Here is a 25,555-nt window from a genome sequence, read left to right as displayed (position 1 = left end):
GAAGGCGTTCAGTCCCCAGGAGTGCTCCAACTACCTCAGACATGCAGGGTATGGTTCAAAATAACCCTGACAGACTCTAGGTCTTTGTTTTTACGCCTGTCGTTATCGCAAAACCGCTGCACACTTTTGCGCAACATGCTCTGGCGCGTCTGAAAAGACGCGCGGCGCTGTAAGCGACAACGCGTGGGTTCAGCTGATATAACCGAGCCGGATCGCCTTGGCGATCGCCTGGATGCGATTGACGGAATCGAGCTTGATGGTCGCCGAGCCGAGATAGGCGTTCACGGTGTGCACGGACAGGCCGAGCTTGTCGGCAATCTCTTCGCTGATGCGACCGTCGCCGGCAAGCTGCAGACAGGCGATCTCGCGTTCGCTGAGCGCCTCAGCGGCAGCCGTGCGGCGTTCGTCGAGCGAGAGCAGATCCATCATGATATGGCAGCAGCGACCGTGCAGCTCGACGATGGTATCGCTCGAAGGATCGATCTCATCGCCGGTGAAAAGGATGAAACCATTGCCGACGGCGCCGAGCCGCACCGGAAAGGCAAGTCCGGAGAAAGGCAGAATACCGTCCTGCAGTCGCGTCATGAACGGCGAGAAGTCTGCCGGACCAGGAGCCGCACGGTCGTAACCGCCGGCCCATGAGAGCGGCAGCAGCGACTTGTCGATATGATCGAGAAGAATATCGCCGTAGGCATCCGTGAAGGCCTTGCCGAAACCGGCATTGGAAGAACCCCAGTTCTCGAGCTCGCAGACAAGCCTCTGCTTTGTCGGAAGCCCCGAGCCGCTGACGCGGAAGATCGCGAAGCCTTGCGCATCGGCGAGCTTCTGCATCGCGATCAGCCGCGGAAAAAGATCGGACCGGCTGGAAATCCTGTTCACACGCACCGTGCGCAGCTGCTCGGCGCTGCTCATCGTCCTGCCTGTTGGATACGCCATAGATCCCCCTATACGAGATTATTGCGGACGGCGAAGGCAATGGCCTCGGACCGGGTCTTGGTCGCCGTCTTGCGCATCACACTGGTGATGTAGTTGTTGATGGTATTGCGGGAGATTCCAAGGATCATCGCGATCTCGTCGCTGGTCTTGCCTTCGGCGATCCAGAACAGGCATTCCAGCTCGCGGTCGGTCAATTCGAAATCGCGATCGACCTTCGTACCACCGCAGCGCAGGAAGCTCGCGACATAACCTGCAAGCAGGCCTACGTCCCGCAGGCGCTCTGGCGAAAGGATGAACCCCTCGCCGAACAGGAACATCAAGGCCAGCCGCGACCGGCCGACATTGAAGGTCACCGAACAATATTGGCGGCTGGCGCCATCCGGAACTTCGGCACTGTCAGGCAGAAGAGCAAAATTCGGCTGGAAGACCTGCATGCATTTTTCCAGCTCCGTCGACCGGGCATAGCCGCGGACCAGATCATTGGCGATGTCCCTGACCAGATCGAAAGGCCAGTCCGACGAAACGATGAAATCGAGGCCACTTTCCTGGATGAGATCACAGCGCGCCAGAAGGTAGTGCGAAGCACCGACGTAGTCCGTCAGAGCGCGCAGACCGGACTGCAACCTGCCGGTGCTGGCGACGCCGTGGAGGCGCTGGAGCAGCTCATCGCGCGGCAACAGATCCGGCACCACCGCGCTCGCGAAATTCGCCATATGCCTCTCGCCTTTGCTCGCCTGAATTACATTCATATCCATTGGCAATGTCCTGAGGCTGAGAAACGATCGAACTCGGTGCAACAGCAATTTTTCTGCAAGGGATTCAATTCAAGTCCCGCTCGAATCCCATTTCGAATCACCTAAGGGTAAGCCAGCCGATGCAAATCACCATCTCCGACTTCTAGGGATTTACTTTCGCTGTCGCCAATGCACTGATTCGACCGCTCGTTCCAGCCTTCAAGATATAGGGAGGCTAAGGTGATTCTGGCGGTATCGCAACGTGCTTCGCGTTTTACGCGAGTCCATCTCATCATATCGTCCTATAGCCGCATTTCCGTGGTTGGGTCTTTCGCATTTCCAGTCACGGCTTTTCAGCAAACAGCGGTCAGGGAATCAAGCTTCGGTACCGACATGAAAAAAGGCCGGTTGCCCGGCCTTTCCTTTACGCTGCTTCGTCGATCGCCCATTTCCTGAGGATTTTCGCGGCGCGTTCCTCGTTGATCTCGACCATACGGGAAAGCTTGCGTTCCGGGCCTTCCTTGACACGACGATTGAAGTTTCCATCGTCGTCGCCGAGGCTGAGCAGGTCCTCGGTACTGTCGAAGCCGAAGTCGGACCCGAAGCCGTCCATGAGAGCGCCGCCGGGTGCTCCCGATGCAGGCGCGAAGTCCGGAAGCTCGAGGCCGGCCGCTTCCGGCGTCGCGTCGCCGAAAGCCGCGGAGCTACCGTTGCCGTTGATGCTGCGCACCAGAGGCCGCAGGCCCATCCAGACCACCACGAAAGCGACCGCGACAAAGGCGAGCGAGTTGATGATGCCGGCAAGGTTGCGGCTCAGCATGTCCATGACGCGGACACCACCGGTGGCGTCTTCGAGCAACTGGTTCTCGAGGAAGTCCATGGCTGTCACGGTGACGACGTCGCCGCGCTTGGCGTCGATGCCGGCGGCCGAAGCGACGATCTTCTGCATTTCGGCAAGATAGGCGTCGACCTTGGCCTGATCGGCGGGCTCACCGACCATCTTGGCGATACGGCCCTTGTTGACCACCACGGCGATCGAAAGCTTTTCGACCTTGTAGCTGCTGCGGGTCGTCGCCGTCGTCTTGCTATTGATTTCGTAGTTGGTCTGCTCTTCGCGCTTGTCGGACTTGTCTTGCGATTCAGGCCCGGCGGAACCGCCGGCCTCGGGAGCCGCCTGCGGAATGTTCTGCTCGACTGTCGTTGCGCTATCGGACTGCTTCTGCTGCGACTGCTGAGCTTCCTTCGTCGAGCGGACCGAGCGTTCGACCTTGGATTCGGGATCGTAGGTCGTTTCCTGGATCTGCTGGGCGTCGGTGTTGAGATCGGCGGTGACGCTGGAGCGGAAGTTGTCCATGCCGAGGAAGGGTGCCAGCGCCTTGTCGATGTTGGATTCGACTTCCTGCTGAACGTTCTGGACGATGTTGAGCGAGCGGTTCAGCGAGCTGTTGCTCGCCTCGTCGCCCGAAGCGAGCAACTGGCCGGCGGAATCGAGGATGGTCACGTCATCGACGTCAAGCCCCGGCACGGCCGAGGCGACGAGATGGCGGATCGAGGTCGCTGCACTGCGCCCGGTGGTGGCGCTTGCGCGAATCATGACGGATGCGGTCGGTTTCTGCTCCGCCTTCCGGAAGTTTCCGACCTCCGGCATGACGATGTGGACGCGTGCGGCTGTTATACCCGAGATCGACTGGATGGTGCGGGCGATTTCGCCTTCCAGCGCTCGAACCCGCGTTACCTCCTGCATGAAGGAGGTCAGGCCGAGGGAGCCGACATTGTCGAAGAGTTCATAACCGGCATTGGCGCTGTTCGGCAGGCCGCGCTCGGCAAGCATCAGGCGGGCCTTGCCCGTCATCCCCGCGGGAACGCTGATGCTGGAGCCATCCGTGCCGACCTGGAAATTGATGTTGGCTTCCGCAAGCGCCATGCTGATCTGGTTGAGATCGGGCGAATCCAGACCGACATAGAGCGTTTCCTGTGCCGGCTTGTTGACGAAAAGGGCGGCCGCAAGGATGATTGCAATGGAAAGGGCACCGACGCCTCCAAGAATCATCAGGCGTGTTCGGCCCAGGGAACCGAAGTTCTTAAAGATCTGAACTAATTGATTTAACAGATTCATTCTGTTCTCGCACGATCCGTCAAAGACAAAGCAGGCTTATTGCCTCATCAGACGAATAGTCGGCGAAACTTGTGCGAGCGTTTCGTGAGAGCGTGCGGGAGCCAAAAGGCCTGAAGTAATTCCAGCAAAAATGCGCAGCGGTTTTGGGTCCGGAATTGCGCAAGAACAAAGAGAGAGCGTTGCCGTGGCTCGGAGAGAAACGGAGACGTTCTAGAAGAAATCGAAGTCGCCGGCTGCCTTGCTCAATGGCTGGGAATGGCCGTGGCGTGTGGCGCCGCCCAATGCCTTCTGCATCTCCGCCAGCTTGACGAGGCTGAGCGCGGTTGCGACGTCGACTGCCCAGCCGTGCGGGATTTCGCCGGTGATGGTGTCGATGAATTCGGCAAGGCCGCGTGATTTCTGCACGGCCAGATCAATGCCCTGCATGACCTTCATGGCATCCGGCGAATTCAGGATTTCGGCGCCGCCGATTTCGAGAAGCTGCGGCTCGATGCGCTCGATGAGATAGGCGACGTCGTGCAGTTCGGACACGATGCGCATCAGGATGTCGCTCAGCGCTTCAACAGGCGCAGGCGGCTCCATCATCTGGGTAAATGTCATATGAAAATCCTCGCCATCAAAAAAATTCGATACTGGTTTCGACGGGCTTCTGCGGAGCGGCGGGGCGCTGCTCGAGAGCGACGGTTCTCTGCGTTTCGGCGCCGGTCAGGGGGTATTGCCGGGCACGACCGGAGACCGGCCAATATTCAAGCTTGCGTCCATGCTCTCCGCCGGTCGAGGAACCGACCACCGGAATGCCTTCATCCCTCAGGAACTGCACGGCAAAGGCCGCGTTCTGCTCACCGACATTGGAGAATGTCGAGATCGTCTTCGCACCGCCAAAGATCTTTGCCTCCAGCCGGTCGCGCCGGGCGCCCTGCTTCAGGAGACCGTTGATCAGCAATTCCATCAGATGCACGCCGTAACGTGTGGCATCACCGCCTGATGTCGGCGACGTCGCCGAACCGGGCAGCAGAAAGTGGTTCATGCCGCCGACACCGGCGACAGGATCTCTGAGGCACGCAGCCACGCACGAACCGAGAATGGTCGAGAGGACCGCATTCGGATCGTTCAGAACCTTGTACTCGCCCTGAATGATGTGCACGCGGCGGGCTGCCCCCTCAGTGATCATTTCAGGGCTCCAAACACGGCTTCGATGGCCGCTTTCATCTTCTCGATCGTGAACGGCTTGGCGAGCACGTTGTTGGCGCCGAGCTGGGCCGCCTTCTGCACCAGTGCGCGGTCGCCCTGGGCGGTCAGGATGATGAAGGCCGCCTTCTTGGTGTTGGGGTTGGTGCGCACCGCCTGAAGGAAGCCGATGCCATCCATCTTCGGCATGTTGAAATCCGAGATCACCAAGTGGTGCGGCTGCTCGGCCATGATCTTCATGCCCTGCTCACCGTCGCCGGCCGACGTGATCTGCTTAAAACCGAGCTGGGTCAGCGCGTCGCTGAGCAGCAACCGGCTCGTTACCTGATCGTCGACGATCAGAACTTTGATTTTCTCCGCGATCGACATTTATTCGGTCCCTTCCTTTCGGGCGGCTGTCATTTTCAATATTTCCTCACCGATGGCAGACAGCGGCAGCTGCTGCTCAACGGCGCCAAGTTCATGAGCAACCCTTGGCATTCCGTAAACGACACAGGTTTTTTCGTTCTGGCCGAGCGTTCTGGCGCCGGCGTGGCGCATTTTCAACAATCCGGCGGCGCCATCGCGGCCCATTCCGGTCAAAATCACGCCGACAGCGTTGCGGCCCGCCAGCTCCGCGACCGAATCGAACAGCACGTCCACCGAGGGGCGGTGACCGTTGACCGGCGCGCGGTCAATGAGACGGCAGCACGGTGCCGAGGCACCGCTGACCTGCAGGTGCCGCTCGCCGCCGGGCGCCAGATAGATCTTGCCGATTTCGAGCCGGGCGCCGTCGGTCGCTTCCTGCACCACCGGCGCACAGAGGCGGTTCAGCCGTTCGGCGAAGCTCTTGGTGAAGGTCGGCGGCATATGCTGGGTGATGACCGTCGGCGGGCAATTCGCCGGGAATTTCTGCAGCACGGCAATGAGTGCCTCGACGCCGCCGGTCGACGAGCCGATCGCGACGATCTTGCGGCCGACGCGGAAGTCGGCGACCGAGGGTGGTGGCGCGACAGCGGCGACGGGCTGGGAATACTGGCGCTGCGTGCGCGCGGCGGCCTTGACCTTCTCGGCGAGGTCGCCGAACGGCCTCAGTTCGCCCGGCGCCGGCTTGCCGACGCAGTCGAACGCGCCGATCTCCAGCGCCGCAAGCGTCGCCTCGGCGCCGCGATGGGTCATCGTGGATACCATGATGACAGGCATCGGACGCAGCGTCATGATCTTTTCGAGGAAATCGAGGCCGTTCATGTTCGGCATCTCGATGTCGAGCGTCAGGACGTCGGGATTCAGTCGCTTGATCGCCTCGCGCGCTTCCAGAGCGTCGCCGGCCTGGCCAATGACGTTGACCTCGGGGTCGGAACTCAGCACGGCAGTGATCAACCCCCGCATCGTCGGCGAGTCGTCAACAACGAGAACCCTTGCCGGAGCGCTCATGCCTTCCTCCCGAGACCTTTGGTCGTATAGCGATAGGTCGTGATGCCGATATTGTCGAAGACGTGTTTTGCCTCACCCGAAACACGCTCGGAATGGCCGATATAGAGATGACCGCCCTCCGGCAGCAGACCGGCGAAACGCTGCCAGATCTTCATCTGCGTCGGCTCGTCGAAATAGATGACGACGTTGCGGCAGAAGATGACGTCGAACTTGCCCTTGAACGGCCATTGCGCCATCAGGTTCAGCTCGTTGTAGGTGATCAGCCGCTTCACGCGGTCGTCGACCTGGAACTTCCTGCGGCCCTGCACCTCGACTTCGCTGAACCATTGCTTGCGCATGGCCGGCGACACGGTTTCGAGCGCATTTTCGTCATAGGCGCCGGCCCGAGCGATCGCGAGGATCTTCGGATCGATGTCGGTCGCCAGGATCTTGAAGTCGTAATCCGCGACATTCGGCATCAGCGACAGCACCGTCAGCGCGATCGAATAGGGTTCCTGCCCGTCGGAGGAGGCGGCCGACCAGATGCGTACCCTGCCGCCCGATCTCGCCCGCTGCAGAAGCTCCGGCAGGACGTGGTCGCGCAGATGGTCGAAATGGTGGTTTTCGCGGAAGAAGCGGGTAAAATTGGTCGTCAGATGCGAGAGCATCTCGCGGCGTGGCGCAGCACCCGCCGGCGAAGCGACGAGGTCGCAATATTCCCGGAAGCCGGACAGGCCAAGATTGCGGATATGCTTCGACAGGCGCGAATAGACGAGCGACGCCTTCGTCTCGTTGAGGAAGATGCCGGCATCCGAATAGATCATCGCGGCGATCTCGGTGAGGTCGCGGCGCGTCAGCGGATATTCTCCGCTTGCCAGGACCTCGTCGGATCCCTGCCTCTGATCTTTTGCGCCCATTACACTCATGCGGCTTCGCTTTCGGTCTCTGGAAAGAGGGATTCGAGTTCGATCAGGCAGATCATGCGTTTCTCGATGGCGAGAACGCCGCGGGCAAATTGACGCTCGAGCTCGGAAGAGATCTCGGGCGTCGGCTGGATGGTTTCGTCGGTCACCGTCAGGATATCGGAAACGGCATCGACCAGCAGGCCGACGACCTTACGCCGGGCCTGGGCGACGATGATGACATGACGGGCAGTCGGATCGGCCGGCTTCATGCCGAGCCGGGCCGCAAGATCGATGATCGGCAGCACCGCGCCGCGCAGGTTGATGACACCCAGCATATAGCCAGGCGAATGCGGCATCGCGGTTGCCGGGGTCCAGCCGCGGATTTCGCGAACCGACATGATGTTCACGCAAAATTCCTGATCCCCGATGCGGAACGCGATCAGCTCGCGATCCCCCTCGTTCAGATTTTTTACAGTGTACGACATTCCCTTAGCCCACCGCTGCTAACGACATTTCCGCTTTGAGCGACTGGCCGCGCGAGGCGCCGACAACCGCGTCGACATCGAGGATGAGAGCGACGCGCCCGTCACCGAGGATGGTGGCGGCGGCAATGCCCGGCACATGGGTGTAGTTCGCTTCCAGGCTCTTGATGACCACCTGGCGCTGACCCTGGATGGCATCGACCATCAGGGCGCGCTGGCCGCCGCCTTCGGATTCCACCAGAAGCGCCACACCCTCGACCGGATTGGCCTGGGTGGCGCGGAAGTTCAGGATGCGGCCGACATCGACCAGCGGGCAGAAGCTGTTGCGGATCGAGATCAGCCGGTGGTTCGCACCGAAGGAGTGGATCGCGGCAGCTTCCGGCTGCAGGGTCTCGACGATTGCCGTCAGCGGCACGACCAGCGTCTGGCCGGCGACAGTGACCACCATGCCGTCGAGGACGGCGAGCGTCAGTGGCAGGCTCATGGTGAAGACCGAGCCGTGACCCGGCTTCGAGGTGATGTTGATGCGGCCGCCGAGCGCCTGGATCGAACGCTTGACGACGTCCATGCCGACGCCGCGGCCGGAGATGTCGGAGATCTTGTCGGCCGTCGAGAAGCCCGGCAGGAAGATCAGGTTGTCGATTTCTTCGTCCGACAGGTTGGAATCGGCCGGGATGAGGTCGTTGTCGATCGCCTTCTGACGGACCTTCTCGCGGTTGATGCCGGCGCCGTCGTCGGCAAGCTCGATCAGGATGCGTCCCGAACGATGCTTGGCGGTCAGACGGACGGTGCCTTCGGTGTTCTTGCCGGCGGCTGCACGCTTTTCGGGCGTTTCGATGCCGTGGTCGACGGCATTGCGGATCATGTGGGTCAGCGGTTCGGCGAGCTTGTCGATGACCGTCTTGTCGACTTCGGTGTTTTCACCCTCGGTGATCAGGCGGATCGACTTGCCGGTCATGTCGGCGATTTCGCGAACGATACGCGACATGCGCTGGAACACCGGCTTCACCGGCTGCGCACGGATCGCCATGACCGAGTCCTGGATCTCGCGAGTGAGCTGCTGCAACTCCTCGAGGCCCATATTGATCGAGGAGGTGCCGGTCGTGTCATTCTCGATGACGCTCTGCGACAGCATCGCCTGGTTGATGACCAATTCGCCGACGAGGTTGATGAGGCGGTCGACACGGTCGAGATCGACGCGGATGGTCTGGCCGGCGCCGGCGGCATTGTTCTGGGCGGCAGCACTTGCTGCGGCCGCTGCGGCGGCTGCCGATTCCTTCTTCTCGACACGGGCGGCGACAATCTGCGTGACGTTGGAGGCAGTCTCGGCGGCGGCAACGGCCGCGGCCGTCTCCTCGGCCCGCGCGTCCGAGGCGGAAACCTCTTCCATCGCGCCCGTTTCGTCCAGGATCGACAGATCGAAGGGAACGGGCACCATCGGCAGTTCGTCGTTGCTGGTCGCGTCAGCCCTTGCTTCTTCGACCGGCTTGATCGTCAGTTCGCAATCCCACTCGGCGAATTCGAAGACGGTGCGGATGGCGTCCTCGCCCTTGTCCGTCTTGATCGTGACGTTCCAGAAGAAATAAGCGCCTTCCGGATCGAGTTCATCGAGGCCCGGCAGATCATCCGTATTGCAATAGATCGTCATTTCACCGAGGCGCGAGAGATCACGCAGCAGCAGGGTGGCGTCATTGCCCTTGGAATAGAGTTCGTAACGCGGCTTGAAGATGACTTCATAGGCCGGCATGCCGCCCGCATCGTCTTCGCCGCCAAAATCGTCGAAGGAAAAGGGGACCGGCTGGAAGCCGCTGTCGTCCGTCGGCTTGGGGGTCGGCGCCGGAGCGGCGGGAGCAGCCTTTGCGGCGGCCTTCGGCGCGGGCGCCTCGGCTGACGAAGAGGGAGACGGCAATTCGCCGTTGGCCAGCGCCTCGAGTTCCTTGACGAGGCCGCGGCTGCGGCTTTCATCGACGCTGCCGCCGTCGCGCGCAGCATTCGTCAGGTCGGCGAGCACGTCGGCCGACTTCAGCATCACCTTCAGGACGTCCTGGTTCGGCTCAAGCTTGTTGGATCGAACGCAATCGAGAGTGGTCTCGAAAACATGGGCGAAGGCGACCAGATCGTCAAGGCCGAAGGCGCCGGCGCCACCCTTGATCGAATGCACCGCACGGAACACCGCATTGACGGTTTCCGGATCGCGATCGCCATCATTCATTTTCAGAAGACCGGATTCCAACTCGGCGAGCTGTTCCTCGCACTCCTGGAAAAAGATCTCTTTGATTTCGTTCATATCCATAGGAGCAAATCCTGGGTTTAAGCGGTTACACGCTCAATGGCATCGATCAGCTTGGCCGGGTCGAAAGGCTTGACGATCCAGCCCGTGGCACCGGCCTGGCGGGCGCGGTTCTTCTTCTCCGCGTCGCTTTCGGTGGTCAGAACCAGGATCGGGATCGCCCGATATTTCTCGTTGCGGCGGACACCTTCGATGAAGCCGAAACCGTCGAGGCGCGGCATGTTGATGTCGGTCACGATGACGTCAGGATTGGACTCTTCGAGAACCTCGAGGCCCTCGATGCCGTCTTCCGCCTGGATCGTCTCGAAGCCAGCATTGTTCAGCGTCACGAGAAGCATGTTTCGGATGGTGCGGGAATCATCCACGGTCAGCACTTTTTTCTTCATTGCCGAATCTCCTTGGCAAGCAGGTGGTCAATATTGACGCCAACCAGCTGCATGGTTTTCTGAAATGCGTCGGACACCTTGGAGAAGGTGAACGGCTGCTTGTCCTGCTCCCAGGTCTTCTCGGCGGACATCAGAACCTGGGCGCAAAGAGCACCGATCCGTTCGACGCCGGAAGCGTCTATCGAAAGACCGCTACCCCGGAGAGAGAGGAGTTTATCGCGCAAGGCGGAAGCCTCGTTGAGGTCGAGCACCGCTGTCAAATCCAGCGTCTTGCCACTCTTCTTTGCTGCCATCAGCTTTTCCTTGTCCCCTTGTCCCCGGCCCGAAAAGACGAGCTGAGGCAATCATCCGATAGGTTAGTAAACATTCCGCCCACCTCCGACGCTTGCGAACGCTTGCGGAAGGCCAAAATCGTCATTTTCGTATTCGTCGACGACCGGTGCCGGGCGGGTAGTGCCCTCAAGGGCGCGCGGCGGTGTCACGCGCACCGGCGCCGGGCGTCCGGCAGTGGCGTTTTCCCGGGCGATGCGGAATTCGCGAATCGTCTGGCCGAGCTCGAGAATGACGGTGTGGAGGTGGTCGGCACCTTCGGCCGAGCGCTCCGCAAGGGCGGCGCTATCGGCCACCTCGCCACCCAGGCCCTTGAGGTCTGATGTCACGCTGTCGAGGCTTGCGGCATGTTCGCCGGTTCGGGTGGCGATGCCTGATATGGCGGCGTTGATGTCGGTGACCTGGCGCACGATGCTGCCGATCGAATCCTGTGTGCGGCCGACCATCTGCACGCCGGCATCGACCTGCGCCTTGGTCGTCGTCACCAGGGTCTTGATCTCGCGGGCGGCTTCGGCGGAACGCTGGGCAAGGGCGCGGACTTCCTGGGCGACGACGGCAAAACCGCGGCCCGAATCGCCGGCGCGGGCGGCCTCGATGCCGGCATTCAGCGCCAGAAGATTGGTCTGGAAGGCGATCTCGTCGATCGCGCCGATGATCTGGCCGATCTTTTCGGCCGACTGCTCGATATCGGCCATGGCGCTGATCGCGCGGCCGACGACCTCGCCGCTTTCCTCGACGGCGGCGCGCGTCGTGGCGGCCGCCTGTTCGGCAGCGCGGCTGTCGGCAGCACCATCGCGCACACTGCCGGCGATGCCGGCAAGGGCCGCGGCGGAAAGCTGCAGCCGGTCGGCCTGGCCGGAAGCCGTGCCGGCAAACTGCCGCGACAGGCCGGCGAGCGAGCCGGTCGCCGCTTCGGCCTTGACCGTGCGCTCGGTGATGGCAGTGAACTCGGCCTGGAGGCCGTCCAACGCGCCGTTCAGTGCGGCGGCGATGCCGCCATAGGCGCCGTCGCCGTCGACCGGCGCGCGGCGCGTCAGGTCGCGTGCGGACAGGCTTTCGATGACATCACCGAAGATCCTGATGATTTCGGCCTCGTTGTCAGCGCGCTGATCAGCGAGCGCGCGGCTCTGGGCGGCGCGCAGCGCATTGAAGCGGAGCGAGACGGCAATTTCCACATCGACCATGACGATGCGGATGATCGCCGTCATCAGATCGGAGATTTCGCGGGCGCGGCGCTTGGCCGACGGCAGCAGCGGACGGCCGGCGATCTCTTCGGCGAGGCCGGAAAGGACATGCTCCAGCATGACGCCATGGCCGGCCACGTGCCAGCGCGGGTCGAGGCCCATCTTGCTTTCGGTATCGGAGAGAACCTTGACGCGCTCGGCATAGAGGCTGTCGAACCGCGCATCCGTCAGCACGTCCCAATGTGAGGACTGCAGATCGTGCAGGCGCTCGACCTGGCGCTCGCTCTCGAAATTGCGCGAGGCGTCGGGGAATGACTGGAACCTGTGGAAGAGATCCCGGATGCCTGCCTTCAGATGGGCTTCGAGCGCCGGCCGGTTACGGCGCACCAGCTCGCACTGGTCGGCATCGAGACCGGCAAAGCGCAGGCGGTCGCGCAAGCTGCCTGCCTGCGCTCCACGAGCCTGATCTGATGGCATGTCCTGCCTCAACGCCTGTCCCCAACCACTTTCCGGGCGAAGGCCCGGCCAAAAACTTGCGCAGCATCCGTTGAACGCGAAGCGTGGAGACGGTCCTCACCACCGGTTACAACCGGCGGATCGAAACCCCCTGATCAGCTATGTTTCGGAGCTGTCTGAAGAGATGGATACCGGATCAACCCGGTACGGCGGGACGGCGTCATGCCTGGTGGGAACGAGTGCATCTTCCCATTCCGACGTGTACATCAATGTTTATGGTTAATTCCTTGCTTGAAGGTTAATAAGCCTTTCGGAGGACAGGCTTTTGAAGCAATTCAAGGGCCGTTCACAGCAAATACTGTTGCGGAGTTGCATGGCTGCTACAAGGCACACGCAAGCTCCGTGTTATATGCCGGTCGATACCAAGACATGACGTCGACAAGGACAGAGCAATGATTGTTCTCGGATTGGGTGCCTGCTTGATTGCAATGACGCTGCTTGCAGCCGTCGCCCGCGTCGATTCCCTCGCCGCAAACCGCGATATCCGCGCCCTTCGGGTGTTCTAAAAACCACCCGTCCCCGTTGGCAGTCCGGCACCTTTGGTGTATCGCACTCGCGCCTTTCATGTCAGCGGAACTATCGGTTCATGTCCCCCAGATCTGGTCTCCTCATCGTTCTTGGCTTCACGCTCTGGCGCGTCGTCTTGCTCAATTTCGATGCGACGGACCTTTTCGTCGACGAGGCGCAATACTGGTTCTGGTCGCAAAACCTCGACCTCGGCTATTATTCCAAGCCGCCGATGATTGCGTGGGTGATCCGGGCAATGACCGAGCTTTCCGGCTCCAACGCTATCTATTGGATCAGGCTGCTCGGACCGCTGATCCATATGGCGGCGGCACTGGCGCTGATGAAGACGGCAAAACGTTTCGTCGGGCCGGAGATCGAAGGCTGGACGGGCGCCACCTACATCACGCTCCCCGGTGTTGCGCTTTCTTCGGTGTTCTTCTCGACCGACGTGATCCTGCTATTCTTCATCGCGATCGCGCTGCTTGCCTATTTCGGCCTTACGAAGCGGCGCTCGGTCGGGCTGGCGCTGGTCATGGGCCTTGGCGTCGGCCTCGCCTTCCTGACGAAATATGCGGTGCTGTTCGTCGTTCCGGGCGGCGCGATTGCCCTCCTCCTCATTCCGGCGGCGCGCATCGCCATTCGCGATTTCATCATCGCGGTCGCGGTCGCGGCGGTCGTCGCCCTGCCGAACCTCTGGTGGAACCTGCAGCACGACAACACGACGGTGCGGCATACGCAGGACATCGCCCATTGGAGCGACCTCGGCATCAATCTCCGTCGCGGGCTTGAATTCTTCTCCGCCCAGTTCGGCGTCGTCGGGCCGATCATCTTCTTCGCGATGCTCTGGGCGGTCTACCGCATGATCAAGGGCAGGAGCGACGACCGCGAGAAGATGCTGATCTGGCTGTCGATGCCGGTGGTGGTGCTCATCACGCTGCAGGCAACCGTCGCCAAGGCCTATGCCAACTGGGCGGTGACTGCCTATGTCGCCGGCACCATCCTTGCCGTCTGGCTACTTTACCTGAAGTGGCCGAAGGGGCTCAGGCTGTCGTTGACCATCAACGGCATCGCCAGCCTGCTCTTTCCGCTGGCGACGATCTTTCCGCATCAATTGCTGCTCCCGAACGGCGACGAGGTGATGAAGCGCTATCTCGGCCGCGCCGAGGTCAGCCGCGAGGCCGCTGCACTCGCAACCCAGGCCGGCACCGACATTATCGTCACCGACAATCGCGATATGGTCGCCGATCTTTTCTATACGCTCCGCGATACATCCTACAGGGTCTTTGCGCGGGCGCCCGCAGGCCTACCGGAGAGCTATTACGAACAGGAATTCGCTCTGCCCGGCGATATCACCGGCAAGGTGCTGTTCCTGACGGACGGGGCCTTCACCTGCGCCACCGAGACGCCCGAAGTGCTGAAGAACTGGCAGCCGACGGAGGGCAACTACAAGGGCAAGACGCTTTCCATCTACAAGGTCTCTGCCACCTGCCTGGCGCCCTGAGCGGGTTTCAGCCTGCTCTATGACCGCGCCAAGCCCTTTTCAGAGGTGCGGCGCGGTAACACTTTGAATGGCTGCATGATTTTATGCAGCGGGCAGGCAGAGGCCGGTGCCCGTCCCTTCGATCTCCACGAATTTGACGCCGCCTTCCTCAAAGGCGAGGCGCAGCTGTGCCTCCGTCGCACGATGGATGTCGTGGTGCCGGCCCTCGTAATCGCGGATGGTGCTGCGCGAGACGGCAGCCTTTTCGGCAAGGTCGGTCTGGGTCCAGTCGAGCAGCCCGCGCGCCGCGCGGCAGAGAGCGGGGGTGAGAATTGTTTCCCTTGCGCCTTGACCCATGATTTCAAGTTGCCCATATTGGTCGATATAGACCATATATGTCATATTGCGAACGGGATTTCCAGATCGGGAGACATCAGTGCCACACGATACGCCCTTGATTTCGACAATCGTCGGCGGCCTCGTGCTGGCTTTCATCTTCGGCGCCTTCGCCCATCGGCTGCGGATGCCGCCGCTCGTCGGTTATCTGATCGCCGGCGTGCTGGTGGGGCCGCATACACCAGGTTATGTGGCGGATCAGAACCTGGCGCCGGAGCTGGCCGAAATCGGCGTCATCCTTCTGATGTTCGGCGTCGGGCTGCACTTCTCCCTGAAAGACCTGCTATCGGTGCGCGGCATCGCCGTGCCCGGCGCGATCGTGCAGATCGCCTTTGCGACACTGCTCGGCTGGGGGCTTGGCGCCTTCATGGGCTGGCCGACCGGCGGCAGCCTGGTCTTCGGCCTGGCGCTTTCGGTCGCCTCCACCGTGGTGCTCTTGAAAGCGCTGCAGGAGCGGCGCTTGGTCGAGACGGAGCGCGGCAGGATCGCCGTCGGATGGCTGATCGTCGAGGATCTCGCCATGGTGCTGGCACTGGTGCTGATCCCGGCCGCAGCCAGCATCGGCGGTGAGGGTCACGCTCCCGTCGAGCCGCTCTCAGCCGCGCTGAGCCGCCTGTTCGGCCTCGATCTCGGCATCGGCGGCATGATCGCCATGACGCTGGTGAAGGTGGCATTGTTCGTGGCGCTGATGCTGGTTTTCGGCCGCAAGCTTATTCCATGGACGATGCATCGCATCGCCCATACCGGTTCGCGCGAACTCTTCCGGCTCGGCGTGCTGGCGATCGCGCTCGGCGTCGCCTTCGGAGCGGCGAAGCTCTTCGGCGTGTCGCTGGCGCTCGGCGCCTTCTTTGCCGGCATGGTGCTTGCCGAAAGCGAGCTCAGCCATCGCGCCGCACAGGAAAGCCTGCCGCTGCGAGACGCCTTTGCCGTACTGTTCTTCGTCTCGGTCGGCATGCTGTTCGATCCGAACATCCTGATCGACAAACCGCTGCCGATCCTCGCCACCATCTTCATCATCGTCATCGGCAAGTCCGCCGCCGCGCTCCTCATCGTGCTCGCCTTCAAGAAGCCGCTCAGTACGGCGCTGACGATTTCGGCCAGCCTCGGCCAGATCGGCGAATTCTCCTTCATCCTCGCCGCCCTCGGCGTCGAACTGGGGCTGCTGCCGGAGGAAGGCCGTGATCTGATCCTTGCCGGCGCCATTATCTCGATCATCCTCAATCCGCTGCTGTTCTTCCTTTGCGACCGCATGCGGCCGCTGCTGGATGGTGCAAAGCGCGAAGACGTCGTGGCGGACCCTCCTCCCGCTGCAGATGCGATAGCGGCGCAGGAGGAGATGCCGCCCGAAGACGACGAGGTGCACCCGACCGCTCTCAGCGGCCACTCCATTCTCGTCGGCTACGGGCGGGTTGGCAGCATCGTCGGACAGAATCTCAAGTCATCAGCCACACCTTTTCTCGTCATCGAGGACTCCGACAAGCGCATCGGCGAGCTGAAGGCGCAGGGTATCGAAACTCTGTCGGGCAATGCGGTGATGCGGGAAACGCTCGACCTTGCCAATCTCTCTGGCGCCCGCAGCATTGCTATCGCCATCCCGAACGCCTTCGAAGCCTGCCGCATCGTCGAGCAGGCCCGCAGCGTCAATCCATCGATCCTCATCGTCGCCCGCGCCCATTCCGACGCCGAGGTCGATGAGCTGAAGCAATATGGCGCCGACACAGTCATCATGGGCGAGCGTGAAATCGCGCTGGGCATGGTTGACCGGCTCGCTCAAGTGCATCATGAGAGTGTGCCCTATGAAGACGGGCATGAGCCTGATACAATTATGCCGACGGATGGCCCTCCGCCGGAAAGAGAATGAGAGATTGGCGCGCTTTTGAGCCGATACTGGAGTGACATCGCCGGGACGGAGAAGATGGAGCTGGACCAGCGCCGTCTGACGAGCCGTATCGCCGCTTCCCTCCTCGTCGCCGTCCTTGCCTATCTCGGCCTGCTTTTCGGCGGCAATCTGGTGATCTCGCCGGCCGCCGCCGCCAATACGCTTTCCTCCTCCGATCAGGATTCGCAGCCGCCGCAGCTGACTGCGCGCGATGCCGTGCGCGGGCTGCTTGCCACTGAACGCAAGCTTGCACCGAAGCAGGCGGCGCATGACGCCGGACCGTTTGCCCTTGCCGCCGCCCCGGTTGTCGATTTTTCCGGCTGGACCATGGCCGCGCCTTTTCCGGCATTTGAAGCTTCGCTTCATGCCGCAGTCTCCAGGACCCATCAGCCGCGCGCACCGCCGGTCGCTGCCTGACGCTCGCGCCGATCGGCGCTCCCGACCATTGACGACATGCCGCCAGCGCCCGAGCGCCGGCCCTCGATATCAAGGAATACAACATGCGTACTTCACGATGGCTGGTGGCCACCTATACGGTGATCATCCTACTCGGCCTATTGATCGCCCTGCCGAACGTCCTGCCGCAATCCGTCCTCCAGCGCGTGCCCGCCTGGCTGCCGCATGAGCAGGTGTCGCTCGGCCTCGACCTTCGCGGCGGTTCGCACCTCGTTCTGGAAGTCGACGAAGCCGACCTTACCAAGGAGCGGCTGCAATCGCTGCTTCAGGACGCGCGCCGCGTGCTGCGCGAAAAGGGCATCCAGCCGAAAGCCGTGGTCCGCAGCCAGAACCAGATCGTCGTGACGCTTGCCGACGCCGCGCAGAGCGATGCTGCCGTCACCGAACTCAAGACGCTTGCCAACCCGATCAGCACCGGCCTCAGCGCCGGCCAGGCCGATCTTGATGTCACGGCGAACGGCGCCACCATTACCGTCGGCTTCTCGCGGGCCGGCATCGCCGCCAATGTCGACAATGCCGTCCAGCAGAGCCTCGAGGTCATCCGCCAGCGCGTCGACCAGGTCGGCGTCTCCGAGCCGACCATCCAGCGCATCGGCGCCAACCGCGTGCTCGTCCAGCTTCCGGGCGCGCAGGATCCGTCACGCCTGCGCGAACTGCTCGGCTCCACCGCCAAGATGTCGTTCCACATGCTGTCGCCGAACAATGCGCCCGGACCCGGCGTGACCATGCTGAACGACGATGAAGGCAGGTCCTATCCGGTCCTCGACCGCGTCGAAATCTCCGGCGATCGCCTTTCGGATGCCCGCGTCAGCTTCGATCCGAATACGCGTGAGCCGATCGTCAGCTTCCGCTTCGATAGCGCCGGCGCCACCCGCTTTGCCGAGATCACCCGCCAGAACGTCGGCAATCCCTTTGCCATCGTCCTCGACAACAAGGTGCTGAGCGCGCCCGTCATCCGCGAGCCGATCACCGGCGGCTCCGGCCAGATCTCCGGCAGTTTCTCGGCCGACAGCGCCACGACGCTGGCCGCCATGCTGCGCGCCGGCGCCCTGCCCGCCAAGCTGACGGTCATCGAAGAACGCACCGTCGGAGCCGATCTTGGCGCCGACGCCATCAAGATGGGCATTTATTCCGGCATCGTCGGCTTTGCGCTCGTCGCAGCCTTCATCTTCGTTCTCTATGGCACCTGGGGCTTCCTGGCGAATATCGCGCTGTTGATCCACACAATCCTGACCTTCTCGGCGCTAACGCTGGTTGGTGCGACGCTGACGCTGCCAGGCATTGCCGGTGTCGTTCTCGGCATCGGCCTTGCGGTCGACGCCAACGTTCTCATCAACGAGCGCATCCGCGAAGAAACGCGCAAGGGCAAGAGCGCCTTCGCCGCCATCGACACCGGCTTCCGCCGTGCCTATTCGACCATTATCGACGGCAACATGACGGCCCTGATCGCTGCTGCCATCCTGTTCTTTTTCGGCTCCGGACCGGTTCGCGGCTTTGCCGTGACCATGGCGCTCGGCCTGATCATCTCGATGTTCACATCGGTCGCCTTCGTGCGTGTGGCGATGATCGAGATCACCCGCCGCCGCAAGCTCAAGGTGCTGAACATCCGGCCGTTGATCCCGTTCAGCCCCTATGACAAGCACATCGAGTTCATGAAGGCCCGCTTCTTCGGCGTCACCGTCTCGGCGCTGCTTTCGATCGCCTCCGTCGTGCTCTTCATTCATCCCGGTCTCAACTACGGCGTCGATTTCCGCGGCGGCATCCAGATGGCCGTCAAGACCCAGGGCACGGCCGATCTTGCGAAGTTCCGCGAAGGTCTTGATAGTCTCGGCCTCGGCGAAATCACTCTGCAGTCCTTCGGCGACAAAAGCAGCATTCTCGTTCGTGCCCAACGGCAGGAAGGTGGCGAAGAGGCGCAGACTGCAGCAGTGACCAAACTGAAGGCCGAAGTCGCCAAGATCGATCCGACCGCCACCGTCGAAGGCACCGACGTCATCGGCCCGAAGGTCAGCGGCGAGCTTGCCTGGGCCGGCATCCTGTCGGTCGTGATCGCAAGCTTTGCAATGCTCATCTATATCTGGGTGCGGTTCGAATGGCCGTTCGCCGTCGGCGCCATCGTCACGCTGGTGCTCGACGTCACCAAGGCGATCGGCTTCTTCGCGATCACCGGCCTCGACTTCAATCTGACGGCGATCGCCGCCATCCTGACGCTCGTCGGCTACTCGGTGAACGACAAGGTCGTCGTCTATGACCGCATGCGCGAAAACATGCGGCTCTACAAGTCGATGCCGCTGCGCGAGATCATCGACAAGTCGATCAACGAGACGCTGGCGCGAAGCCTTTACACCAATGCGACGGCCTTCCTCGCGCTGGTGCCGATGGCGATCTGGGGCGGCAGCGCGGTCTCGAGCTTCGCGATTCCGATGGTCTTCGGCATTCTCGTGGCCGGCGCCTCGTCTATCTTCATCGCGGCACCCATCCTGCTCTTCCTCGGCGACTGGCGCCGCCGCCATGCCAAGGCCGCACCCGCAGCCGATGAGGCAGTCGAGATCATTCCGCCGGAACAGGGCCGCCCGCGCAAGTCCGCCAGCTAAAATCCCGTTAACGCATCCTTGATGGGGCGCCGGTTGCAGAGCCGGCGCCCTCTTTCTATTGTCGGCTACGATAATTCCTGAAATCGGAATCGATTTAAGGATAAAATAATGCAGCAATTCAAAGTGCTACAGCGTTCTTCGCGCGTCCGAAAAGATGCGCGGCGCTGTTAAAAGATCGGGGAAACCGCCAGATGTCATCCAACCCGACGACACCCACCGTTGCCGGCGACGGCGAGGAGCGCATCAAGCGTTTCCTCGCGACCGCCTCGCACGACCTGCAATCGCCGCTCCGCCATATCGCCATGTATGCCGAGCTGCTGCTCGACGATCTCGAGGAGACGCTCGACGGCGAACAGCTTCAGAGCCTGCGGATGATCATGGAAAAGGCGCAGACGGCACAGCGCCTCACCAAGGCATTGATGAGCCTTGCCGGTGGCACACCTCAAGTGACGCCCGAAGAGGTCGATCTGCAGGCGCTCGCCGAAAATGTCTGGGGCGAACTGACCGACGAGACGGCGGTCGGCGAGGCGACGCTCGAAAGCGACGGCCTGCCCTCCATCCGTACCGACCCTGCCCTCTTCGGTCTGGTGCTGCGGCATCTGCTGACCAATGCGCTCATTTATCGCGGGGAAGCACCGCCGCATGTGGCCATTGCCGCGGAGCGCGAGGGGACGGACTGGTTCATCCGGATTTCCGACAACGGCACGGGCATCGATCCGGCTTATCGGGAGCGGATATTCGAGCCTTTCTGGAAATTGCCGAAGCCGGGAACGGTCCAGGGCGCCGGTCTTGGACTGACGACGACGCGGGAATTTCTGACGGCCCTCGGCGGCGATATCAGCCTCGAACATTCGGATGAAAGCGGCAGTCGCTTCATCATCCGTCTTCCGATTGCCTGAGATTAGAGCAATTCCAGCAAAAGTGTGCAGCGGTTTTGCGTCCGAAATTGCGAAAGTACAAAAACTAAAGCGCGACAAGCGAATCCGAAAGATCGCGACGCGCTTTAGATGCTGTAATCGTCCTTCCAGAAATCCGGGACGTCATAGGTCACGTATTCACGGATGATGTGCTGCAGCGTCTGGGCATCGATTTCGTCCTTGCCGATGCGAAAATCGACGCCGTAATCCGGGAATTCCTGGAAGTAGCCGCCCGATATATCGGTCGAGACGACGCCGATCGGACCGGTGTAACCGATGCCGCGCAGCTCCGGCACCGTGTCGCGGAAATCGGCATTGGGCAAAAGGCGATTGTCGAGAAGGATGAGATCGAAGCGCGCCGCGCGGATCTTTTCCAGCGCGTCACCGATCGATTGCGAATATTCAACCTCGACGGCCGGCTCGGAGAGATCGGCGATCTTCTTCTTGAGCGCGCGGAATTCGATGAATTCGTCGTCGACAAAGAGAACCCTTACGGCATTCCTCCGGCTCGTTTCGGTGATCATCGTCTCATTTCCTCAATCCCGAAACCAACTTCACGAAACCAAACCATTCCTCAAGGCGATCGCCACCATATGAACGCGGTTCACAGCGTCAAGTTTGCGCGCGGCCGCGGTGATGTGCGAATTGACCGTATGTTCGGACAGACCGAGAATGATGGCGATTTCCGCCGACGTCTTGCCTTCGCTAGTCCATTTGACGATTTCCGATTCGCGCTGGGTCAGCCGTCCGGACATTTCCGGCGTCAGGATTTCCTCGTAGAGCTTATCGAAAATGCGCATGGCGTCGAGAAGCATGTCGGCGATCTCACTCTGATCCGGCGCTTGACGCTCGCCGCTGAGGACGAGGCAATATCGCCGCCCTTCCGGCGTGAACAGCGGGATGAAGAGAAAGACGCCGCTCAGAAACTCGTTGAAAACAAGATCGGACGAATAATCTTCAGGCTGTGCGCTCCGGCCATGGACCGGCGTTGCCAGGAACTGGGCGGTCTTCGCCCGGACGGTGCCCAGCGCTTCCTTCAACGTCGTAATGAAAAGGCCGACACGCCGCTCGGCAACATTGGTGATGACGATATCGCGTTCACCGAAAGGGGCCGAAGCCTCGGAAATGCGGGCCAGTGCGAAATTGTCGAAGTTGTAATGCTGCGCCGCCGATTTCAGCAGACGGAAAAAATCGGTGCGGTTGATCGCCCGGCTCAGTTCCGGTCCGGCATGAAAGGGAATTGCCGGGGCATTGCTCATTCCCACTCTTCCTCTCCTCCCGCCAATGCCTCTAATCCCGAAATCTTGGGATATACGTCTTAAACGCGAAGAGCTACAAAAATTGCGAGACGATTGATGAGAGATATCGAAAACGGGGACTTTCGATATGTAAGGCGGAAATCATCAATTATCTCAACGACAGGTGATGCACGGGCAGATTTTACTGAGGGGCAGTAGTTCTTACCTGGGTATCGTATTCTTCCTGCATTCAACATCCATGAATGCGAGAAGGCAGTGCCAGACGTAAGCGCGAGAGAGCCGATAGACCCATTCAGCTAAGGGGTTGGTTGATGTTCGTGGCGGCGAACGCGGGTTGATCGGTTCTCTCAGCGCTTATTTTGCGTTCCATATTCTTCGCGTCGGTTGCATCTTGTGATGCGCCCTCGACCTTGTCAATTGCGGTTTGTCAGATGGCTTGGACGAATGAGACGGAATAGGGCATACGGCTTTCGCCGTTTTCTACATCTCAAGATTGAGAATGATCGCGGCAAGGTCAAGCGGCTTTTCCAGATAGACATCGGCGCCGGCATCGAGTGAGCGCGCGCGGTCCTCGGCAGCATCCGATCCGCTGCAGATAGCAAGCCGCATCGCCTTGAAACGATCATCCAGGCGCAACCGAGTGATCAGGCCGATGCCGCTATCGAGCGGCATGTAGAGATCGGCGACCAGCAGATCGGGCGAGGTCTTGCCTTCCGCCGCGCGTGTCTCCAATGCCTCCAGCGCCATTTCGGCTGTGGAGAAACAGAATAGATCAACGTCTAACTGCTGCTTTCTGCTCATATAGTCGACATAGAAGAGGTCATCCTTGCTGTCGTCGACATAAAATAGGGTGGTCATCTAGCACCGTGATTTGGATATTGTTCGAATGAACCTCGCTGTCCTTCGACATCACCATACCGCGGTTCCACTAAAATTCGATATACCTCATCGCAGATCATTTCGCAAAAAGCGCGGCACCGCCCTGCCTTGCCTATTGAGTATTCCTCGATTTCGGAAAAGATGGCCGCGCAAACCGAAGGAGGACACACGGGTGCAGGATCAGGGCAACGTGGACCTGCAGGACCAGCCAAGGCGACACTACCGTGGCTTTGCGATTGCCGTCGGCTGCCTGATGTTCCTTCTCGGCGTGACGGCGCTTACCGGCTGGCTGCTGCAGGTCGAGATTGTCATTTCGCTGGTTCCCGGCTTTCCGTCGATGGCCTTCAATACCGCGCTCTGCTTCGTGCTTTGCGGCGTGGGGCTTGCCGCTTCGACACTCGCCGCCCGCCGTTTTCGAGCAACGGCGGCGATCACGGCGGGGCTTGCGGCGGCGATCGCCGCGGCCCGGCTCGCGGAAATCGTCATGATCGGGCGGAGTTTTCACAATGTCGACGTGTTGATCTCGCGCTTCCTGGTTTCGCCGGATTTCATTGCCGAGATCGGCGGCGGCATGGGGCCGAACACCGCGCTGGTCTTCCTGATCGCCAATCTTTCGCTGCTGCTCTCGCTCCGGGTGGAGAGGTCGAGAAGCCAGGTGGTGCAGGAATTGACGAGCTATGTCGTCATCACCCTCGGCATGATCGCGCTGGCCGGCTATGTCACCGATGCCGAACAGGGCTACCGCTGGGGGCCCTATGCGGCGATGGCGCTGCATACGGCGGTCGGCATGGTGATCTTCGGCTCCGGGCTTCTCGCCCGCTCCTGGTGGATGCAGCCGGCAAACCGGGCGCAGATCCCGCTCTGGATTCCGGCTGCGGTCTGCTTCACCGGCCTTCTCGTCGATCTCTATACGCCGCTGGGGGTCGCCAACGGCATTCTCTATGTACCGCTGGTGCTGACGGCGCTCTGGTTCGGCAACAGAAATGCGCCGCTTTTCTTCGCCTTTGCCTGTACCGTGCTCCTGATGCTCGGCTTTTTCGCCGCCAGACACGACGAGGCCGGTTTCTGGCAGGAGATCGCCAACCGCACCATTACGGCTGCCACACTTTGGCTGATCGCGCTCCTCGTCTTCTATTTCATGCGCAACAACTATAACCTCGAAAGCGAGCGCGTCCGCTTCGGCGCGCTGGTGCGCGGCACGCCTGATGCCGTCGTCGTCATCGACGAGCGTGGAACGATCAAGAACTTCAATCCGGCGGCTGAAAGCATGTTCGGTTACTCCCCGCAGGAGACGATCGGCAAAAATATCAAGATGCTGATGCCCGAACCCTACCATTCCGAGCACGACGGCTATCTCGCCCATTACCGGAAGACCGGCGAGGAGCGCATCATCGGCACGACGCGCATGGTCTCCGGACGACGCAAGAACGGCATCGTCTTTCCGATCGATGTTTCCATCAGCGCCGTCGTCACCGGCCATACGAAGACCTTCGTCGGTATCGTGCGCGACATCAGCGAGCGCGTCCGGCAGGAAGAACGGATGAAAACGACGCTTTCCCAGCTCGAAGCCTATACGGCCGAGCTTGAGCGCAGCAACCACGACCTCGATGAATTCGCCTATATCGCCTCGCATGATCTCAAGGAACCGCTGCGCGGTCTGCACAACCACTCCCGCTTCCTGTTGGAAGATTATGAAGACAAGCTCGATGCGGACGGCGTGCGCCGGCTGAACCGGCTCGTGCGTCTCAGCCAGCGCATGGAGAAGCTCGTCAACGAGCTTCTTTATTTCTCCCGGCTCGGACGACAGCAGTTGGCGGTCAAACGCACCGATATCGGCCTGATCGTCAAGGATGTCGTCGGGACGATGGAGTTGCTGCTGGAGGAACGGCACGCCAAGGTCATCATCGACGGCCGGCTGCCGGAGGTGGTCTGCGACGCGACGCGATTGACCGAAGTGTTCCGCAATCTCATAACCAACGCGATCAAATACAACGACAAGCCGGCGCCGCTCGTCTCGATCGGCTATCTTGACCGGTTCGTCGGCAAGGACGGCACGGTTGCCCGCAACGTGTTTTTCGTTAAGGATAACGGCAAGGGCATTCCGCAGGAATTCCACGAGGATATTTTCCGCATTTTCAAACGGCTGGAAAAGTCGCAGGATTCCGACGACGGGACCGGAGCAGGCCTCACCTTCGTTCGCAAGATCATCGCGCGGCACAATGGCGATATCTGGCTGGAATCGGAGGTCGGCACCGGCACGACATTCTACTTCACTCTGGGAAAAAAGCGCGAGGGGCAGAATGCAGCAGCGTGATACGCAACCGATCCTGATCGTCGAGGACAGCGAAGACGATTTCGAAGCGACGATGCGCGCTTTCAAACGCACCAATCTGCGCAATTCGATTCGCTGGGCGGCCTCCGGTCAGGAAGCGCTCGACATGCTCGCCGAGATGGTGCCGAAACCCGGGCTGATCCTGCTCGACCTCAACATGCCGGGTCTTGACGGCCGCAAGACGCTGGAGGCGATCAAGTCGAACGCCGGCTGGCGCAAGATCCCGGTGGTGATCCTCACCACCTCCGACGACGAGCGTGACATCGAAGGTTGCTATGCGCTCGGCGCCAATACCTATGTGCAGAAGCCGGTGGATCTCGACGGGCTCTTCGCCGCGATCCAGCGGCTGAAGGAGTACTGGTTCGAAATCGCGATCCTGCCGCTCGAGGACTGACAG

General features: G+C 61.2%; 24 protein-coding genes. 7 read left to right on the top strand and 17 right to left on the bottom strand.

All coding sequences use genetic code 11. From position 1 onward, the window contains the following. Positions 1–189: 189 nt before the first annotated feature. From A6U98_RS02945 to A6U98_RS02885, 13 genes are all read right to left on the bottom strand, one after another. Positions 190–936: a helix-turn-helix transcriptional regulator gene (locus A6U98_RS02945; protein ID WP_064647915.1), complete on the bottom strand. Its 747-nt coding sequence runs from the start codon at positions 934–936 to the stop codon at positions 190–192. An 8-nt stretch (positions 937–944) separates the two neighbouring features. Further along, positions 945–1,691: a helix-turn-helix transcriptional regulator gene (locus A6U98_RS02940; protein WP_064647913.1), complete on the bottom strand. Its 747-nt coding sequence runs from the start codon at positions 1,689–1,691 to the stop codon at positions 945–947. Positions 1,692–2,094: 403 nt separating this feature from the next. Then, positions 2,095–3,786: a flagellar basal-body MS-ring/collar protein FliF gene (gene fliF / locus A6U98_RS02935; RefSeq protein ID WP_064647911.1), complete on the bottom strand. Its 1,692-nt coding sequence runs from the start codon at positions 3,784–3,786 to the stop codon at positions 2,095–2,097. A gap of 210 nt (positions 3,787–3,996) precedes the next feature. Further along, positions 3,997–4,386, bottom strand: a complete 390-nt coding sequence (locus A6U98_RS02930; protein ID WP_003545510.1) for a hypothetical protein — start codon at positions 4,384–4,386, stop codon at positions 3,997–3,999. Between the two features lie 16 nt (positions 4,387–4,402). After that, positions 4,403–4,957, bottom strand: a complete 555-nt coding sequence (gene cheD, locus A6U98_RS02925; protein ID WP_003545509.1) for a chemoreceptor glutamine deamidase CheD — start codon at positions 4,955–4,957, stop codon at positions 4,403–4,405. Continuing rightward, a complete protein-coding gene (locus tag A6U98_RS02920; RefSeq protein ID WP_003556488.1) occupies positions 4,954–5,343 on the bottom strand; it encodes a response regulator in 390 nt (129 codons plus the stop codon). Before A6U98_RS02920 ends, cheD begins: the two co-directional genes overlap by 4 nt. Next, the gene (gene cheB / locus A6U98_RS02915) at positions 5,344–6,387 is read right to left on the bottom strand and encodes a protein-glutamate O-methylesterase CheB (RefSeq protein WP_017958976.1); all 1,044 of its coding nucleotides are present in this window, start codon (positions 6,385–6,387) and stop codon (positions 5,344–5,346) included. It lies immediately after the preceding gene. Beyond that, positions 6,384–7,292: a protein-glutamate O-methyltransferase CheR gene (gene cheR, locus A6U98_RS02910; protein ID WP_003556484.1), complete on the bottom strand. Its 909-nt coding sequence runs from the start codon at positions 7,290–7,292 to the stop codon at positions 6,384–6,386. Before cheR ends, cheB begins: the two co-directional genes overlap by 4 nt. Continuing rightward, on the bottom strand, positions 7,289–7,756 hold the full coding sequence (locus A6U98_RS02905; protein WP_064647909.1) for a chemotaxis protein CheW: 468 nt from the start codon (positions 7,754–7,756) through the stop codon (positions 7,289–7,291). The genes cheR and A6U98_RS02905 overlap by 4 nt, the downstream gene beginning before the upstream one ends. A gap of 4 nt (positions 7,757–7,760) precedes the next feature. Continuing rightward, the gene (locus A6U98_RS02900; protein ID WP_064647907.1) at positions 7,761–10,046 is read right to left on the bottom strand and encodes a chemotaxis protein CheA; all 2,286 of its coding nucleotides are present in this window, start codon (positions 10,044–10,046) and stop codon (positions 7,761–7,763) included. A gap of 17 nt (positions 10,047–10,063) precedes the next feature. Beyond that, on the bottom strand, positions 10,064–10,429 hold the full coding sequence (gene cheY1, locus A6U98_RS02895; RefSeq protein WP_003545492.1) for a chemotaxis response regulator CheY1: 366 nt from the start codon (positions 10,427–10,429) through the stop codon (positions 10,064–10,066). Then, on the bottom strand, positions 10,426–10,722 hold the full coding sequence (locus A6U98_RS02890) for an STAS domain-containing protein (protein WP_003545491.1): 297 nt from the start codon (positions 10,720–10,722) through the stop codon (positions 10,426–10,428). Before A6U98_RS02890 ends, cheY1 begins: the two co-directional genes overlap by 4 nt. Positions 10,723–10,785: 63 nt before the next feature. After that, complete coding sequence (locus A6U98_RS02885; RefSeq protein ID WP_064647904.1) at positions 10,786–12,420, bottom strand: globin-coupled sensor protein; 1,635 nt, start codon at positions 12,418–12,420, stop codon at positions 10,786–10,788. A gap of 625 nt (positions 12,421–13,045) precedes the next feature. Here A6U98_RS02885 and A6U98_RS02880 point away from each other — a divergent pair. Further along, positions 13,046–14,467, top strand: a complete 1,422-nt coding sequence (locus A6U98_RS02880; RefSeq protein ID WP_064647902.1) for a glycosyltransferase family 39 protein — start codon at positions 13,046–13,048, stop codon at positions 14,465–14,467. Between the two features lie 81 nt (positions 14,468–14,548). On the opposite strand, the gene A6U98_RS02875 is transcribed toward A6U98_RS02880, so the two are convergent. After that, entirely contained in the window at positions 14,549–14,848 is a 300-nt protein-coding gene (locus A6U98_RS02875) for a helix-turn-helix transcriptional regulator (protein ID WP_064647900.1), read from the bottom strand. 34 nt (positions 14,849–14,882) lie between these two features. Between A6U98_RS02875 and ybaL the strand changes: the two genes are divergently transcribed. From ybaL to A6U98_RS02855, 4 genes are all read left to right on the top strand, one after another. Beyond that, complete coding sequence (gene ybaL, locus A6U98_RS02870; RefSeq protein WP_064647898.1) at positions 14,883–16,703, top strand: YbaL family putative K(+) efflux transporter; 1,821 nt, start codon at positions 14,883–14,885, stop codon at positions 16,701–16,703. Positions 16,704–16,757: 54 nt separating this feature from the next. Then, complete coding sequence (locus tag A6U98_RS02865; RefSeq protein WP_064647896.1) at positions 16,758–17,138, top strand: hypothetical protein; 381 nt, start codon at positions 16,758–16,760, stop codon at positions 17,136–17,138. 83 nt (positions 17,139–17,221) lie between these two features. Continuing rightward, positions 17,222–19,771, top strand: a complete 2,550-nt coding sequence (gene secD / locus A6U98_RS02860; protein WP_064647894.1) for a protein translocase subunit SecD — start codon at positions 17,222–17,224, stop codon at positions 19,769–19,771. A gap of 191 nt (positions 19,772–19,962) precedes the next feature. Next, a complete protein-coding gene (locus tag A6U98_RS02855) occupies positions 19,963–20,670 on the top strand; it encodes an ATP-binding protein (protein ID WP_064647892.1) in 708 nt (235 codons plus the stop codon). Between the two features lie 104 nt (positions 20,671–20,774). On the opposite strand, the gene A6U98_RS02850 is transcribed toward A6U98_RS02855, so the two are convergent. From A6U98_RS02850 to A6U98_RS02840, 3 genes are all read right to left on the bottom strand, one after another. Beyond that, on the bottom strand, positions 20,775–21,212 hold the full coding sequence (locus tag A6U98_RS02850) for a response regulator (RefSeq protein ID WP_064647890.1): 438 nt from the start codon (positions 21,210–21,212) through the stop codon (positions 20,775–20,777). Between the two features lie 30 nt (positions 21,213–21,242). After that, a complete protein-coding gene (locus A6U98_RS02845) occupies positions 21,243–21,947 on the bottom strand; it encodes a LuxR C-terminal-related transcriptional regulator (protein WP_064647888.1) in 705 nt (234 codons plus the stop codon). Positions 21,948–22,427: 480 nt separating this feature from the next. Then, complete coding sequence (locus A6U98_RS02840; protein ID WP_064647885.1) at positions 22,428–22,805, bottom strand: response regulator; 378 nt, start codon at positions 22,803–22,805, stop codon at positions 22,428–22,430. Between the two features lie 28 nt (positions 22,806–22,833). Between A6U98_RS02840 and A6U98_RS02835 the strand changes: the two genes are divergently transcribed. Both A6U98_RS02835 and A6U98_RS02830 read left to right on the top strand, forming a co-directional pair. Further along, positions 22,834–25,140, top strand: a complete 2,307-nt coding sequence (locus tag A6U98_RS02835) for a PAS domain-containing sensor histidine kinase (RefSeq protein WP_197496335.1) — start codon at positions 22,834–22,836, stop codon at positions 25,138–25,140. Next, complete coding sequence (locus A6U98_RS02830) at positions 25,127–25,552, top strand: response regulator (protein ID WP_003545468.1); 426 nt, start codon at positions 25,127–25,129, stop codon at positions 25,550–25,552. The genes A6U98_RS02835 and A6U98_RS02830 overlap by 14 nt, the downstream gene beginning before the upstream one ends. Positions 25,553–25,555 lie beyond the last annotated feature (3 nt).

It is taken from the genome of Rhizobium sp. WYCCWR10014, assembly GCF_001657485.1.
GTDB lineage: Bacteria > Pseudomonadota > Alphaproteobacteria > Rhizobiales > Rhizobiaceae > Rhizobium.
Note: the sequence above shows the minus strand (reverse complement) of the source record. Positions and strands in the feature narration are given on the sequence as shown.

Bases quoted from the DNA above. Each gene is read 5' to 3' on its own strand.
- A6U98_RS02945 (WP_064647915.1), bottom strand. From the start codon at position 936: ATGGCGTATCCAACAGGCAGGACGATGAGCAGCGCCGAGCAGCTGCGC.
- A6U98_RS02940 (WP_064647913.1), bottom strand. From the start codon at position 1,691: ATGGATATGAATGTAATTCAGGCGAGCAAAGGCGAGAGGCATATGGCG.
- fliF (WP_064647911.1), bottom strand. From the start codon at position 3,786: ATGAATCTGTTAAATCAATTAGTTCAGATCTTTAAGAACTTCGGTTCC.
- A6U98_RS02930 (WP_003545510.1), bottom strand. From the start codon at position 4,386: ATGACATTTACCCAGATGATGGAGCCGCCTGCGCCTGTTGAAGCGCTG.
- cheD (WP_003545509.1), bottom strand. From the start codon at position 4,957: ATGATCACTGAGGGGGCAGCCCGCCGCGTGCACATCATTCAGGGCGAG.
- A6U98_RS02920 (WP_003556488.1), bottom strand. From the start codon at position 5,343: ATGTCGATCGCGGAGAAAATCAAAGTTCTGATCGTCGACGATCAGGTA.
- cheB (WP_017958976.1), bottom strand. From the start codon at position 6,387: ATGAGCGCTCCGGCAAGGGTTCTCGTTGTTGACGACTCGCCGACGATG.
- cheR (WP_003556484.1), bottom strand. From the start codon at position 7,292: ATGAGTGTAATGGGCGCAAAAGATCAGAGGCAGGGATCCGACGAGGTC.
- A6U98_RS02905 (WP_064647909.1), bottom strand. From the start codon at position 7,756: ATGTCGTACACTGTAAAAAATCTGAACGAGGGGGATCGCGAGCTGATC.
- A6U98_RS02900 (WP_064647907.1), bottom strand. From the start codon at position 10,046: ATGGATATGAACGAAATCAAAGAGATCTTTTTCCAGGAGTGCGAGGAA.
- cheY1 (WP_003545492.1), bottom strand. From the start codon at position 10,429: ATGAAGAAAAAAGTGCTGACCGTGGATGATTCCCGCACCATCCGAAAC.
- A6U98_RS02890 (WP_003545491.1), bottom strand. From the start codon at position 10,722: ATGGCAGCAAAGAAGAGTGGCAAGACGCTGGATTTGACAGCGGTGCTC.
- A6U98_RS02885 (WP_064647904.1), bottom strand. From the start codon at position 12,420: ATGCCATCAGATCAGGCTCGTGGAGCGCAGGCAGGCAGCTTGCGCGAC.
- A6U98_RS02880 (WP_064647902.1), top strand. From the start codon at position 13,046: ATGTCCCCCAGATCTGGTCTCCTCATCGTTCTTGGCTTCACGCTCTGG.
- A6U98_RS02875 (WP_064647900.1), bottom strand. From the start codon at position 14,848: ATGACATATATGGTCTATATCGACCAATATGGGCAACTTGAAATCATG.
- A6U98_RS02865 (WP_064647896.1), top strand. From the start codon at position 16,758: ATGGAGCTGGACCAGCGCCGTCTGACGAGCCGTATCGCCGCTTCCCTC.
- secD (WP_064647894.1), top strand. From the start codon at position 17,222: ATGCGTACTTCACGATGGCTGGTGGCCACCTATACGGTGATCATCCTA.
- A6U98_RS02855 (WP_064647892.1), top strand. From the start codon at position 19,963: ATGTCATCCAACCCGACGACACCCACCGTTGCCGGCGACGGCGAGGAG.
- A6U98_RS02850 (WP_064647890.1), bottom strand. From the start codon at position 21,212: ATGATCACCGAAACGAGCCGGAGGAATGCCGTAAGGGTTCTCTTTGTC.
- A6U98_RS02845 (WP_064647888.1), bottom strand. From the start codon at position 21,947: ATGAGCAATGCCCCGGCAATTCCCTTTCATGCCGGACCGGAACTGAGC.
- A6U98_RS02840 (WP_064647885.1), bottom strand. From the start codon at position 22,805: ATGACCACCCTATTTTATGTCGACGACAGCAAGGATGACCTCTTCTAT.
- A6U98_RS02835 (WP_197496335.1), top strand. From the start codon at position 22,834: ATGAACCTCGCTGTCCTTCGACATCACCATACCGCGGTTCCACTAAAA.
- A6U98_RS02830 (WP_003545468.1), top strand. From the start codon at position 25,127: ATGCAGCAGCGTGATACGCAACCGATCCTGATCGTCGAGGACAGCGAA.